Here is a 12557-nt window from a genome sequence, read left to right as displayed (position 1 = left end):
GCACCGCTCACGCCCCCGCCTTGTCCGGGTCCTCTTCGAAGCGCGCGTCGCCCGCGCCAGGCGCGTAGTCCCACGGGAAGACGACGAGCGAGCCCGTGGTCAGCCCGGCGAAGTCCGGGGCGAAACCCTCCGGCTTCGCGATGAGGCACGCCGTCGACACCTTGGTGGCGCCCGCCTCACGCGCCAGCGCCGTGGCCAGCGACAGCGTGTCGCCGCTGGACGCCACGTCGTCGACGATGAGCACGCGCTTGCCCTTCAGCTCGCGCGGCATCTCCCCGCTCGTCTTGGGGCCGCCCTTCGGACGCCCCTCGTCACCCCTGTCCCGGCTGCGACGGCTGATGCGCACCGGGAAGAACGCGCAGCCCAGCGCCGAGGACAGCGCGCCCCCGACAAAGACGCCGCCGTGGGCCACACCCACCACCGCCTCCGGCTTGAACGTCTTGCGGATGGCGTCGGCCAGGTGGTGCACGGCGCGGTCGAAGTCCGCCCACGTCAGCTCCTTCACGCCCGCGGAGCGCTTGCGCGACTGGTCCTTGCCAGTGGGCTGACGCGGCGCTTCCACCTGCGGCGCCAACACCAGGTCCACGGGAATGGAGACGAGCTTCTGCGCCTGCTTGCGCTCCGCGGCGGACAACGACGCCGACGACGGCGCGACACGAGACTTCGGAGAAGTCTTCTTCGAGGAGGACTTCGCGGTGGGCTTGCGCTTGCCCTGGGCCTTGGGCCCGGGCGCTGCCCGCTTGGTGGCCACGGCGGTGAGCTCCGGCTGGGGTGCGGCCCCGTCATACCCCGAGGACCGCGCCCTGGCCACATCCCGCTGAAGTCCCCGTCCTCGACGCGTCCGAAGACACGTCGAGGTGCCGGCCCACCTCAGGCCGCCAGCTTCTCCTCCACCATCCGGTCGGCGACCTGCTCCGGACGAAGACCGGACTCCTTCGCGCGCCGCAGCACCGTGTCGATGGTGTCGAAGATGTTCGCCGCCCGGGCATACGCCTTCTCCCGGTCATACCCCGCCCACTCCTGGGCCACGTTGATGAGGCCCCCGGCGTTGGCCGCGTAGTCCGGCACGTAGAGGATGCCCCGGCTGGCGAGCTGCTCGCCGTGTCGCATGGTGAGCAGCTGATTGTTCGCCGCTCCACACACCGCCTTCACCTTCAAGAGCGGCAGCGTGGCGTCGTTGATGGCGCCGCCCAGCGCGCAGGGCGCGTACACGTCCGCCTCCATGCGGTGCAGGGTGTCCGCGTCCACCGCCGTGGCGCCGTACTCCTTCACCGCGTGCGCCACGCTCTGGGCGTTGATGTCGCTCACCCAGACCTTCGCGCCGCGCTCGTGCAGTTCCTTCACGAGGTACATGCCCACGTGGCCCACGCCCAGCACCGTGACGCGCAGCCCCTTGAGGTCCGGCCGGCCGAAGACGTGCTTCGCCGTGGCCTCCATCGCGCGCGCCACGCCGTACGCCGTCACCGGCGACGGGTCTCCGCTGCGCTCCTTCAGGCCGACGACATTCTTCGTGTGCTTGCGCACGTGCTCCATGTCGTCCGTGCTGGTGCCGCTGTCCTCGGTGGTGATGTAGCGGCCGCCGAGCGACTCCACCGCGCGACCAAAGGACTCGAACAGCTTCGCCCGGTCGAAGTTGCCGCGCGGCAGCATGATGACGGCCTTGCCACCGCCGTGCGGCAGGCCCGCCAGCGCCGCCTTGTACGTCATGCCTCGCGCCAGCCGGAGCGCGTCCGCGACGGCCTCCTCCTCGCTGGTGTACGTCGCCAACGCGCGCGTACCTCCCAGCCCGGGACCGAGCCGCGTGTTGTGCATTCCGACGATGGCCCTCAGGCCCGTCCGGGAGTCGCTGAGCAGATGGACGGCTTCGTAGCCGCCCTCGAGCAATTGCGTGAAGTAACTCATGGCGCGCGGCCTCTACCGAGGCCACGCACCCAAGTCAAACCGTGCCGCTCGCCAGCATGCTTCGAATTTCCTCTCCTGGAATGACATAGCGCGTCGTACAGAATTGACACGTTGCTTCCGCTTGTCCTTCTTTCTCCAGGAGGTCCTGCAGCTCCTCGCGTCCCATCGCGAGCAGCGCGCGCTTCACGCGGTCCTCGCTGCACGAGCAGCCGAAGCGCAGCGGATAGCGGGACATCACCTCGAAGTCCGCCTCCGGCAACAGTGCGCGCAACACGGCGGCCCCACCCGACGCCGCGTGCGCCAGGAGCACCGACGGGGCGGCATGACGCAGCCGCTCACCGAGCGCCTGGAAGGCCTCCAGGTCCGCGCCGGGCAGGGGCTGGATGAGCAGGCCGGCCACCACGCCCAGGGACTCCGTCTTGCCGTCGAGCTGGGCCGGCAGCTGCGCCAGCACCAGGCGCGAGGGGAGCTGATCCGACTGATGGAAGTAGCGCTCCAGGTCGGCGGCGAGGTCGAAGTGCTCCAGCTCCACCGACGAGCGGTAGTGCTCGCCTCCGCCCAAATCCCGCAGCACGGACAGGAAGCCCTTGTTCCCCAGCACGGGGCGCCAGAAGTACTGGTCGCCGCCACCGCCCACGTACTCCACGAGGGTGTTCTTCACGTAGCCCCGCACGAGGCCGGACGTGTCGCCGTCCACGAAGAGGCCCCGCAGCGGCCCGTCACACTCCACCTGGAGGTTGACGCGGGAGTCGCCCTTCTGGAGCGCGCCCAGGAGTGCGGCGGCGGTGAGCGCCTGGGACAGCAGCGCCGCGGCGGCGGGGGCGGTGTGGTGGGTGGCGCGGGCCTGGCGGGACAGGTCCGTGGTGAGCGCCAGCACCACGCGCACATCGGACTTCTTCAGCAATCCACTGACGAGCTCATCGGACATGGCAGAGCGACTTAGCGTGCCCGAGCCCTTCGTGCCCGCCAACGTCGGAAGGCGGACGCCCCGTCGCATGCCGGCCCGGCAGCAGGGCCACCCAGGGTGACGCATAAGGCCAGGCTTATGCCTCCATGCGCGACGGCTGCCATGCGGGGAGGCGGAAGAAATCCAGCGTCCTGGCCGGAACGGTTATAAACCGCCCTCCGACAGTCACCCGACTTTGACTTGGGGCGCGGCCACTTGCCCGCGCGCCATCGCTGGAGACCCGATGAGCACCCAGGCCGCCACAGCCGACGCCGTTTCAACGAAGACTCCGCTCCTCAAGTCCCGCCTGGGCTCGTTCCTCGCGGTGGTGCCCCTGACGTTCTGGGTCGTCAACCACCTGTGGGACAACCTCTCCGCGTTCAACGGCGCGGCCGCGTGGGAGAAGTCCGTCACCACGTACGCCAACCCGTACTCGCAGGCCCTGACGTTCATCATCGTCATGCTGCCGCTGCTGTTCCACACCGGCTGGGGCCTGGTCCGGCTCTTCAGCTTCCGGCCGAACAACAACCGGTACAACAACTACGGCAACTTCAAGTTCATCCTCCAGCGCGTGAGCGCCCTGGGCGTGCTCGCCTTCCTCGGCGCGCACATCTGGCTGGCCTTCCTGCAGCCCCGGCTGGTGGCGGGACACCCGGAGGCGTTCTCCGACATCGCCCGGGAGATGCGCTTCCACGGCCCCACGCTCATCGTCTACCTGCTGGGCACGCTGGGCACCGCGTACCACCTGGCCAACGGCCTCCAGGGCTTCGCCATGGGCTGGGGCCTGTTGGGCAGCGAGCGCGCCATGCGCCGCTTCGAGCCCGTCTCCATCATCCTCTTCCTGCTGCTGACGGCGATGAGCTGGAGCGTCATCTACGCGCTCTACACCGCGGGCGCCGCCTTCGGCCCCTCGGGCTCGTAAAGCTCCGGAGCGGGAAGCCCCTCGCGCGGGCGCACCCGCTCCCGTCGTTCCAGCCCTGAAAGCACACCGGCCGCCCCCAAGTCTTTCTGGGGAGCGGCCGGTTCGTTTCTGGAGTGCCGCGCGACGGGCGGCGCTCAGAACGGGATGTCGTCCTCGTTGTTGCCGCCGCCACCGCCGGAGGGACCGCCCATGCCGTCATCCATGGGAGGCGGCTGGCCGTAGTCGTTGTTGTCCATGCCGCGCGGCTGCCCGCCACCACCGGACTGCCGGCGCCCCCCACCACCGCCACCCGCGCCTTCCCCGGCGTCACGACCGCCCAGGAACGTCACCGCGTTGGCCACGACTTCCGTGGTGTAGTTCTTCCGGTTCTCCTTATCCATCCACTCGCGAGTCTGCAGGCGGCCCTCGACGTAGCACTGCCGTCCCTTCTTCAAGTACTCGCCGCAGAGCTCCGCGAGCTTTCCCCAGACGACGATGCGGTGCCACTCGGTCCGCTCCTGCTTCTGGCCGTTCTTGTCCTGCCAGCTCTCGCTGGTGGCGATGCGGAAGTTCGCGACCGCCTGACCGCCCGGGGTGAACCGCACTTCGGGGTCCGCACCCAGGTTGCCGATGAGGATGACCTTGTTCACGCCTCCAGCCATGACTGCTCCCTCTGTCTTTCCGTCGAGTTCCCCACCACCACGGCGGGGAAACTGCCCGCCGAGCATCAGCCCTGGCAGGTTGCCTCCGACGTATAGCAGTGCGGCCTGACATTTCCAGAAGGCGGACCCTGGGCCCCGGGCCCGCCCGGACGGCGGCCCCGCAGGCAGGGAGGCGACGGTGGAAAGGTGCGGGAGGGCACCACCTGGGAGGTGGCACCCGCCCACCGGGTGCTACCCGCCCGGACGCGTCTCCGCGGTGCGCGACGCATCAGGGGCACTGCCCGTGGAACGCGGGGGCGTAGGAGACGAGGCGCCTCCCGCCGGCGCCACCACCTGCACCGGAGCGCCGCCCTCGGACGGACGGGGCGCCTTGGCCTCCGCCACCTTCTGCGACAGCGTGGAGTCCAGCCCCTTGGAGAAGGCGGCCACCTGGGGGTCCGCCGCGCCCTGCAGCCGGCGCAGCGACTTCCAGAAGGGATGGTCCGCCTGCCCCGCCTGCACCAGCGCGCGGGCCAGCAGCGTCGAGGCCGCCTCACGGTCCGCCGGCGAAGACGCGCGCAGCGCCACCACCAGCTCCTCCGGCGCCGTGCGAGCCACCTCGCCCAGCGCGACGGACATCTCCGCCTGCGCCTGGGCATCCACGCCCGTGGCGCCCGCGAGCTCCAGCACCCGGGCCAGCGCCTCCGTGTTACCGCCCGCCGCCAGCTCCACCATGCTGGTGACGCCGGGCACCTCCACGGACAACACCCGCGCCACTTCCCTCAGCCGGCCATACACGTCGTTGCCCGCCGAGTAGCTGTCCAGGAGCGTGCGCGCGCCCAGGTAGTCATGCGGGTTGGATTGGTAGAGGCTCTCCGCCAGCACCGCGCGCACCGCAGGGTCTCTCTCGCTGCGCCACGCCGTGCGCAGGAAGCCCAGGTTGCGCTGGTCCCTCTGCCGGCCCAGGTCCAGGTACGTCTTGATGCGGGCGGCCACGTCGTCGATGGCGCCCGACGGCTTGCCCCCGTCCGCCAGGGACGCCACCGCGCTGGAAGGCCCCAGGCTGGAGCCCGTGGCCGCCACCGCCGCGCCCAGCGCATCCAGGCCCGCGACGATGGGCCCGGCACGGCCGGCGAAGTCGTTCACCATCATGGAGAAGGAGAAGCGCTCACCGCCCGCGCTCGTCACGTAGCCGCTCAGCGCGGAGACGCCCTCCAGCGTGCCTGTCTTCGCGCGCAGCTTGCCCACCGCGTCGCTGCCCTCGAAGCGGTACTTCAACGTGCCGTCCTTGCCGGCGATGGGCACCGAGGACAGGTACTCCGGCGCGAAGGGGAAGCGGATGGACATGTGACGGAGCAGCTTGTTGAGCTGGGCTGCGGAGAAGCGGTTCGCGTCGTTCAGGCCGCTGCCGTTCTTCATCACGTATGTGCCGCGGGAGATGCCCACGTCGCGCTCCAGGAACTGCTCCACCACCTCCACGCCCTTGGTGAAGGAGCCCGGCTGGCCTCGCCCTTCCGCGCCCATCGTCTTGAGCAGCTGCTCGGCGACGAAGTTGCTGGAGAGCTTGTTGAGGCGCTTGAGCAGCACGTCGAACGTGTCCGACTGGGCCACGTGCACCGTGCGCGCCTTGGACGGCGTCAGGCCCACCTTCACCCGGCCCTTCACCTTCATGCCCCGCGTGCTCAACAGCTGCTTGAGCGTCTGGCCGAAGTACATGGGAGGGTTGTCGATCTTCTTCCAGACGCTGACGGCCCCGCCGCGCTCGGCCGGCACCTGCCCGCGCACGACGATTTTCTGCTGGGCGCCGGACGGGTCCGACGTCACGGAGACACGCCGAGCGCGCCGCGCGCCGGTGGACAGCTGGTTGTCCACGATGAAGTAGTCGCTCGGCGGCTCCATCTCCACGGTGCCCTTGGCGCCGGGGCTCGCGCCAGGGCGCAGGAAGATGGCCACCGCGTTCCAGTTGAGGCTCAGCGCGCCGGTGGGCGCCATATAGGCCCGGTCCGAGTCCTCCTGGTCATACCCGGGCGGCGTGCGCTCGGCGTCGAACCAGGAGTCGTCCACGACGATGTCCCCCACCTCGCGCAGACCCGAGTGCCACAGCTCCGACACCACGCCCCACAGGCGCTCGGTCGTGATGGACGGATCACCCTTGCCGCGCACGTAGAGCGTCTTCACCTTGCCGTCCGCGGGCAGCTCCGGCTCGACGAGGAACTCCGTGTCGTAGCGGAACTCCGGCCCGAGCGTCGCCAGCGCCGCCGCGGACGTGACGAGCTTCACGTTCGACGCCGGGTTGAGCAGCTCGTCCGCGTTGTGGGTGAACACCACCGTGCCGTCATCAAGGCTCTGCATGTGCACGCCCACCCGGCTCACCTTGAGCGGGGCGCGTTGGAGCACTTCGAGCAAGGCGGTCCGCAGGGCTTCGCGGTCCGCGCGCTTCTCGGCGGAGGAAGGCGGCGCCGCGACGGCGCCGTATGGAAGCAGCAGGGAAACGATGGCCGTCGCGGCCAAGAGGTGTCTGGCTCGAAGAACCTGCACGCACGCTCCGGGGAAGTCGGCGGCCATTATGGGGAAGGGCGCGAAAGCACGGCAAGGGAGAGGGGGTGCGGGAGTCCACGGTTGGGCGCTCGCTCTACCGCCAAGTGGAAATTGGCACCCCTCACATGTGGACTTCTTTTCACTGCGGTCCTCTCAGCGCCCAAGATGCCGATAAAGCCTGGGCGCATCATGAGGGGTGCCCCTGACAGCCCTGGAGGAAACTTCGATGAGAGCGGTGGTGCAGCGGGTGCTGGAGGCCTCGGTGACGGTGGACGGGCAACGGGTGAGTGACATGGGCCCCGGCCTGCTGGTGCTCCTGGGCGTGGGCAAGGGCGATACGGAAGCGGACGTCGCGTGGATGGTGGAGAAACTCGCCAGCTTGCGAATCTTCGAGGACGCCGCCGGGAAGATGAACCTGTCCCTGGAGGACACCTCCCGTCAGCTCATCGTCGTCAGCCAGTTCACCCTCTACGGAGACGCGCGCAAGGGCCGGCGCCCCAGCTTCATCGACGCCATGGAGCCCGCCGTCGCCAAGGCCCTGTACGAGCGCGCCTGCGAGGGCCTCCGCCAGCGCGGCCTCACCGTGGGCACCGGCATCTTCGCGGCCGACATGAAGGTCGCGCTCGTCAACGACGGGCCCGTCACCCTCATCCTGGACAGCCCGGTTCCGGCTCCGGCGCCACCCAGACCCTAGACGCGGACGGTGCTGCCCTTGGTGACAAGCGCGGCCAGGCCCTGCCTGGCCATCGCCGCCTGGCGGATGTGCGTGGTGAGCGCGCCCAGCTCCCGAATCCAGCTGGCCGCGCGCGGCCCCAGCCCGGAGAAGGCGACGGTCAGCGGCGGAGGCTGAGGCAGCTTGCCCAGCCAGTAGCCGAGCACCTCGTCCTTCTCCGGCAGCGACGGCAGCCTCATGCGCTCCTGCTCGCGGGCGATGAGCCGCTCCAGCTTGCGCGGCAGGTTCACCTGCCAGTGCGCCACCGCGCGGGCCGGGCGCCAGGCCCAGTCGGCGAAGGCGAAGCGCTCGGTGGGGAAATACTCGCCCCGGCCCTGGGTGACGAAGACGCGGTCCGGAGGGAACTCCGGGAACGGGTCCCAGTGTCCCGCCAGGAGCGAGGCCAGCCCCATGTCCGCCAGGGGCCTGAAGCGGAAGCCGTCGCGCACCTCGCGGGCGCCCTTCGAGTCCCAATACGGGTAGTTGGGCTCCTCCAGCATCAGCGACAGGTGCAGCGCCTCGTCCCAGGCGTCCGCGTAGCCGGCGTGCTGCGCGCCCACCTCCCAGCCCGTGGGGCCCTCCTTCCAGGGAAGGAAGGCGAGCCGGTCCACCAGGTCCGACCAGGGGTCGGCGTCCACGGAGCCCAGGCCCCCGGGCACCGCCGTGGCCAGCATCCGCTCGCACAGCATCCGCGCCTGCCCGTCCCCCAGCGTCTCCAGCAGCGACTCCAGGGCCCCGCTCGCGTCGCCCATGGCGCGCGAGAGGAACGGGAGCACCTGCTCGTGGAAGAACCGGTCGTTGATGGGCCGCAACACCACGTCCATGGGGTCCCCCCGTTGGGACACGGCACTTCAGGGCCGTGCGTCTTCCTGGATGATGAGCGCGTGGATGTCCGCGGCCGTGGGCGCTTCCAGGATGGAGGCCCGGAAGCGGGGATTCTTGAAGAGGCGGGAGATGCGGGCCAGCGCCTTGAGGTGCACGCCCGCGCTGTTCTCGGGGGCCACCAGCGCGAAGAACAGGTGGGTGGCCTTCCCGTCGATGGCCTCGAAGTCCACGCCCGCCCGGGACACGCCGAAGGCCGCCTGGAGCTGCGTCATGCCCGGCAGCTTGCCGTGGGGGATGGCCACGCCCTCGCCGATGCCGGTGCTGCCCAGCTTCTCGCGCTCGCGCAGCACCTCCACCAGCCGGTCTTCCTGAAGCAGGGGGTGGGCTCGCACCAACGTGGCGCTCAGCTCGCGCAACACCTCCGGCTTCGTCCGCGACTGCATGTCCGCGATGACGGCTTGGGGGCTGAGGAACTCGGCGATTCTCACTGACGCTCCCGCGCTGGCGCTCCTGAGATGGCGGCAATTACTCCTCACCCTCGATTCGCGCAAGGGTCGCCTGTCGTCCTGGCCCCACGGCCGCTCACTGCGCATCAGGGCCCTGGGGGCCTTGGGTCGCCCCCAGGCCACCCTCCCCGGTCGTCCCCTGGGGCGATATGCGCCGCCCAGGCGACCGTTTTCCGTCGTGAACCCTCCACACTGAAACTGAATCAGGAAGAGAGCGACCGCCATGAAGCGAACGCTGTGCTCGAGCCTTGTCCTCATCTCGGCGCTGACCACCGGCTGCGCCACCACCGCGCGGGGCGTGGCCCTGGGAGACGCCGCCGAGGAGTCCCTGCGCCTGGAAGGCGGCGCCATCACCGGGCCCAGCTCCACGCTGAGCATCACCGAGAACGCCATGCATGGCCGCTACCGTCGCGACCCCGTGTCGCTCGAGTGGGACTACCAGAAGATGACGGGCTCGGTGGGCTACCGGGCGACTCGGCTGGAGCTGGCGGAGGGAGACGACACCCGCGTCTGGGGCACCTTCGGCGGAATGACGGTGGACCTCACGGAGGACGGCACGTACCTGCACGGACGCGTGGGGCCCTGCGCCTACGTCCTGAAGCGCGAGGGTGACACCCTGACGGGGGTGCGCGAGTGCGGCAGCGCGCTGGAGAAGGACGTCACCCTGGCCTTCCCCGCGACGCTCCACCAGCGCCCCCTGGGCGAGCGGGCCGCGCTGATGACGCTGGCGCTCGTCAACACCCGGGCGCCCCTCGTCACGACCTCGATGACCATCTCCAGCCTGTCGGGCGGCGACGCGCGCAACGAGCAGAAGGCCGACTCCTGCAAGAAGTTCTACTGAAGGGGGCCTCGGCCCAGCAGGCCCCACCGGGCGCGTTCCACCTTTCGGGGGAGAGGTGGAGCGCGCCGTCTTTTTTCGGACCGATATGCGCCGAGCGCGCCGTCGTTCCTGGCGATGGATGCGCCAGCCGCCATTCCGGGTGGCTGGGGGGACACTGGTGCACGTGGCCGACCACGGGCACCGGATGCGGCATCCATGAAGGAACGGCAACGCCCCCGTCCCACACCGGACGGGGGTGTTCGCGCTCCGCCTCCTCGAGGGGGGTGGCGGAGCGCGACTCTTCCAGACCGGACTGTGACGGCGGGCGGGCTCAGGTCCCCGCGGCGACGGCCAGGGCCGGCGGCTCGTGGGGTTCAATGAGGCCGTACTGGCCATCCTTGCGCCGGTAGACGATGCCCAGCGCATCCGACTCCACGTTGTGGAAGACGTAGAAGTCGTTGTCCATGAGGTTCATCTGCATCACCGCCTCATCCACCGACAGCTGCTTGACGGTGAGCTGGGTGGCACGCACCACGCGCGTCGCGGCGCTGGCGGCCGTGTCCACGGGGTCCGCGGCCTTCGTCGTCGTGGACGGCTCCGACGTGGACGTCGCGGCGATGACGGCCAGCTCCTCCGCTTCCGGCACCTCGAAGACGGCGTGACGCACCTTCAGGCTGTTCACCAGGTCCTGGCGGTGATGGACGCGATCTCGACCGTGATGCATCTTCAGCTTGTCGCGGTAGCGGCGCAGCTGGCGCTCGATTTTGTCCATCGCCAGGTCGATGGACGCGTACATGTCATCGCTCTTCTCCCGCCCGCGCAGCACCCAGGCGCCGGATTGGATGGTGATGTCCGCGTGGTGGAGGTAACGCTCCAGTGACAAGACGACGTGTGCCTCTCCTGCTCTGTCCAACAGCTTGTTCACCCGCTCGACCTTCTCGCGTGCGTATTCTTTAAGGGAATCCGACGCCCCGAACTGACGGAAGGTGATGTTGAACTGCATGCGTGGCTGCCTCCTAGGGTGAGGGGAGCTGCGTGACAGATCAGAAACTTCTGACCTCGGGAAAGCAACCCGTCTCCCCACGTTGCCTCTTCCCGAGCGCACCACGCGTCCGGGGGCTGACAACCCGGCGTCGCTGGCCCGCATTCATGCGGGGCACCAGACTCTTCAACCCCTCGGAATCACGCGCTGCGCCACGCCGTGTGTCTCAAGCCGGGTATCGTGAGACACGGGCTCAGGCGAGCAGCCTGCTCACTGCACCGAAACCACCTGCTCCTGCGAGTGGAAGTAGGTGCCCCTGCAGGCAGCCACTCCCTGGCACTCCACCACCTCGCCCTGGACGGTGCCGCTCAAGGTCAAGAGATGCGTGGCCGCGCCCAGCTGGCCGGGCACGGTGAAGGTGATTTTTCCCCCCTCGCGCGTGACGGCCATCCCCGCGGTGACGGAGCCGCCCTCGGGCAGGAGCGTGGCGGCGGCGGCGTTGAGCGACTCGGTCGTCGGGTTCCACTGGAACGAGTACGTCTGTCCCCGCAGCAGTCGCATCGTCGGCCCCGTGAAGGAGCGCTTCGCCTGGCCCTCCTTCATCGTGAGGACGACGGTGTGGCTCGCATCCTGGATGACGACGCGCGCGTCCGTCGGGCCCATCGCCGCCCAGGCATCGGGGTCGAACTCGTAGAAGACCCGCGTGGGCAGGCACACGTCGCGGCCCGCCGTGGCATCGACGCCGCCCTGCTCCAGGAGCATGGCCTGGCCGTTGAACGTCGCGGTGGCGCCGTCATTCAGGCGGGTGCAGCGGTCTCCACCCGCCTGGGAAAATGTCACGGTGACGCGGTGGGAGCCCGGGGCCTGCTCCACTTCGAACAGGTCCACGTCCGCGTGCGAGTACGTCAGCGTGCGGTCCGCGAGCGCCACGAGGTCCACCGACTCGGTGGTGAGGGAGTCACCACAGCCCGCCAGCAGTCCGAGCGCGACAAGGACTCCCGATACCGCGCCACCAGGGAAACGAGAGGAAGAGTGCATACAGGCCGCACCCTATACCCGCCACCCCTGAGGACTGGGAGCAGAACGGCGCCGGGCCGTCACCTTTCCCACCCCCGCGCACGCCCGCCTGTCCGCTAGCCCGCTTGCTGGAGGAAGCCCTCCAGCCGAGCTTTCACTTCCGGCCACTCCGTGTCGATGACGCCGTAGTACGCGCTGTCGCGCACCACCCCGCCGCGCACCAGGACGTGGTTGCGGAGGATGCCCTCGAACTTCGCGCCCATCCGCTCAATCGCCGCGCGAGAGCGCGCGTTGCGCCGGTCCGTCTTGAGCTGCACGCGCATGACGCCGAGCGTCTCGAAGGCCAGGCACAGCAGCAGGTACTTGCACTCGGTATTCACGCGCGTGCGCCACGCCCGGCGGCCCAGCCACGTCCAGCCAATCTCCAGCGTCCGGTGCTCTCGCTGGATGTCCAGGTAGCTGGTGGTACCCAGGACCTCCCCTGTCTCGCGCTCCACGATGACGAAGGGGCGCTCCGTGCCCCGCTCCGCCGCCCCGAGCGCCCGGGTGATGTAGCGCTCCACGTCCTCCTCGGTGCGCAGCACCACCGAGAAGTGGGTGAAGATGTCGTCCTCGCACAGCGCGGCCAGGGCCGGGGCGTGCTCGAGCGCCATGGGCTCCAGGCGCACCGTGCGCCCCTCCAGGACGACGGGCGGCACGACGAGGGGCAAAAGCGCCCGGCGAGGGGCGTCGGCATCGGAGGGGAAAGAAAAAGGGGCGCTCATGGC

General features: G+C 69.7%; 13 protein-coding genes. 3 read left to right on the top strand and 10 right to left on the bottom strand.

All coding sequences use genetic code 11. The features are described from left to right. Positions 1-7: 7 nt before the first annotated feature. The 3 genes from HUA74_RS11330 to HUA74_RS11320 form a co-directional block, all read right to left on the bottom strand. Positions 8-751: a phosphoribosyltransferase gene (locus HUA74_RS11330; RefSeq protein WP_141648592.1), complete on the bottom strand. Its 744-nt coding sequence runs from the start codon at positions 749-751 to the stop codon at positions 8-10. Positions 752-870: 119 nt separating this feature from the next. Further along, the gene (locus HUA74_RS11325) at positions 871-1902 is read right to left on the bottom strand and encodes a Glu/Leu/Phe/Val dehydrogenase dimerization domain-containing protein (protein ID WP_141648593.1); all 1032 of its coding nucleotides are present in this window, start codon (positions 1900-1902) and stop codon (positions 871-873) included. A gap of 34 nt (positions 1903-1936) precedes the next feature. Continuing rightward, positions 1937-2830: an Hsp33 family molecular chaperone HslO gene (locus HUA74_RS11320; protein WP_174454574.1), complete on the bottom strand. Its 894-nt coding sequence runs from the start codon at positions 2828-2830 to the stop codon at positions 1937-1939. 262 nt (positions 2831-3092) lie between these two features. Here HUA74_RS11320 and HUA74_RS11315 point away from each other — a divergent pair, with 262 nt between their 5' ends. After that, positions 3093-3770, top strand: a complete 678-nt coding sequence (locus tag HUA74_RS11315) for a succinate dehydrogenase (RefSeq protein ID WP_141645563.1) — start codon at positions 3093-3095, stop codon at positions 3768-3770. A 134-nt stretch (positions 3771-3904) separates the two neighbouring features. Here HUA74_RS11315 and HUA74_RS11310 read toward each other — a convergent pair whose 3' ends face one another. Further along, positions 3905-4411, bottom strand: coding sequence for a single-stranded DNA-binding protein (locus HUA74_RS11310; protein ID WP_141645562.1), 507 nt, complete (start codon positions 4409-4411; stop codon positions 3905-3907). 231 nt (positions 4412-4642) lie between these two features. Beyond that, a complete protein-coding gene (dacB, locus tag HUA74_RS11305) occupies positions 4643-6928 on the bottom strand; it encodes a D-alanyl-D-alanine carboxypeptidase/D-alanyl-D-alanine-endopeptidase (protein WP_141645561.1) in 2286 nt (761 codons plus the stop codon). A 226-nt stretch (positions 6929-7154) separates the two neighbouring features. On the opposite strand from dacB, the gene dtd reads away from it, so the two are divergent. Further along, positions 7155-7622, top strand: coding sequence for a D-aminoacyl-tRNA deacylase (dtd, locus tag HUA74_RS11300; RefSeq protein ID WP_141645560.1), 468 nt, complete (start codon positions 7155-7157; stop codon positions 7620-7622). On the opposite strand, the gene HUA74_RS11295 is transcribed toward dtd, so the two are convergent. After that, positions 7619-8464, bottom strand: a complete 846-nt coding sequence (locus HUA74_RS11295) for a hypothetical protein (protein ID WP_141645559.1) — start codon at positions 8462-8464, stop codon at positions 7619-7621. The two genes, dtd and HUA74_RS11295, sit on opposite strands and share 4 nt — an antisense overlap. 27 nt (positions 8465-8491) lie before the next feature. Beyond that, the gene (locus HUA74_RS11290) at positions 8492-8953 is read right to left on the bottom strand and encodes a PTS sugar transporter subunit IIA (protein ID WP_174454573.1); all 462 of its coding nucleotides are present in this window, start codon (positions 8951-8953) and stop codon (positions 8492-8494) included. Positions 8954-9194: 241 nt separating this feature from the next. On the opposite strand from HUA74_RS11290, the gene HUA74_RS11285 reads away from it, so the two are divergent. Continuing rightward, positions 9195-9812 (top strand): hypothetical protein, encoded by a 618-nt coding sequence (locus HUA74_RS11285; protein WP_174454572.1) that lies wholly within the window; start codon positions 9195-9197, stop codon positions 9810-9812. 310 nt (positions 9813-10122) lie between these two features. Here the strand turns inward: HUA74_RS11285 and hpf are convergent, their stop codons facing one another. The 3 genes from hpf to HUA74_RS11270 all read right to left on the bottom strand — a co-directional run bounded on the left by hpf (position 10123) and on the right by HUA74_RS11270 (position 12554). Further along, the gene (gene hpf, locus HUA74_RS11280; protein ID WP_174454571.1) at positions 10123-10794 is read right to left on the bottom strand and encodes a ribosome hibernation-promoting factor, HPF/YfiA family; all 672 of its coding nucleotides are present in this window, start codon (positions 10792-10794) and stop codon (positions 10123-10125) included. Between the two features lie 249 nt (positions 10795-11043). After that, entirely contained in the window at positions 11044-11811 is a 768-nt protein-coding gene (locus tag HUA74_RS11275; RefSeq protein ID WP_174454570.1) for a hypothetical protein, read from the bottom strand. 95 nt (positions 11812-11906) lie between these two features. Continuing rightward, complete coding sequence (locus HUA74_RS11270; protein ID WP_174454569.1) at positions 11907-12554, bottom strand: GNAT family N-acetyltransferase; 648 nt, start codon at positions 12552-12554, stop codon at positions 11907-11909. Positions 12555-12557: the final 3 nt, after the last annotated feature.

The sequence above is a fragment of the Myxococcus sp. CA051A genome, from assembly GCF_013336705.1.
Classification (GTDB): domain Bacteria; phylum Myxococcota; class Myxococcia; order Myxococcales; family Myxococcaceae; genus Myxococcus; species Myxococcus llanfairpwllgwyngyllgogerychwyrndrobwllllantysiliogogogochensis.
The sequence above is the reverse complement of the archived record's forward strand: the minus strand, read 5'-3'. Positions and strand labels throughout refer to the sequence as shown.

What these genes read in the sequence shown, in the direction of transcription:
- HUA74_RS11325 (WP_141648593.1), bottom strand. Translation starts at nt 1,902, where the DNA reads ATGAGTTACTTCACGCAATTGCTCGAGGGCGGCTACGAAGCCGTCCAT.
- HUA74_RS11320 (WP_174454574.1), bottom strand. Translation starts at nt 2,830, where the DNA reads ATGTCCGATGAGCTCGTCAGTGGATTGCTGAAGAAGTCCGATGTGCGC.
- HUA74_RS11315 (WP_141645563.1), top strand. Translation starts at nt 3,093, where the DNA reads ATGAGCACCCAGGCCGCCACAGCCGACGCCGTTTCAACGAAGACTCCG.
- HUA74_RS11310 (WP_141645562.1), bottom strand. Translation starts at nt 4,411, where the DNA reads ATGGCTGGAGGCGTGAACAAGGTCATCCTCATCGGCAACCTGGGTGCG.
- dtd (WP_141645560.1), top strand. Translation starts at nt 7,155, where the DNA reads ATGAGAGCGGTGGTGCAGCGGGTGCTGGAGGCCTCGGTGACGGTGGAC.
- HUA74_RS11295 (WP_141645559.1), bottom strand. Translation starts at nt 8,464, where the DNA reads ATGGACGTGGTGTTGCGGCCCATCAACGACCGGTTCTTCCACGAGCAG.
- HUA74_RS11285 (WP_174454572.1), top strand. Translation starts at nt 9,195, where the DNA reads ATGAAGCGAACGCTGTGCTCGAGCCTTGTCCTCATCTCGGCGCTGACC.
- hpf (WP_174454571.1), bottom strand. Translation starts at nt 10,794, where the DNA reads ATGCAGTTCAACATCACCTTCCGTCAGTTCGGGGCGTCGGATTCCCTT.
- HUA74_RS11275 (WP_174454570.1), bottom strand. Translation starts at nt 11,811, where the DNA reads ATGCACTCTTCCTCTCGTTTCCCTGGTGGCGCGGTATCGGGAGTCCTT.
- HUA74_RS11270 (WP_174454569.1), bottom strand. Translation starts at nt 12,554, where the DNA reads ATGAGCGCCCCTTTTTCTTTCCCCTCCGATGCCGACGCCCCTCGCCGG.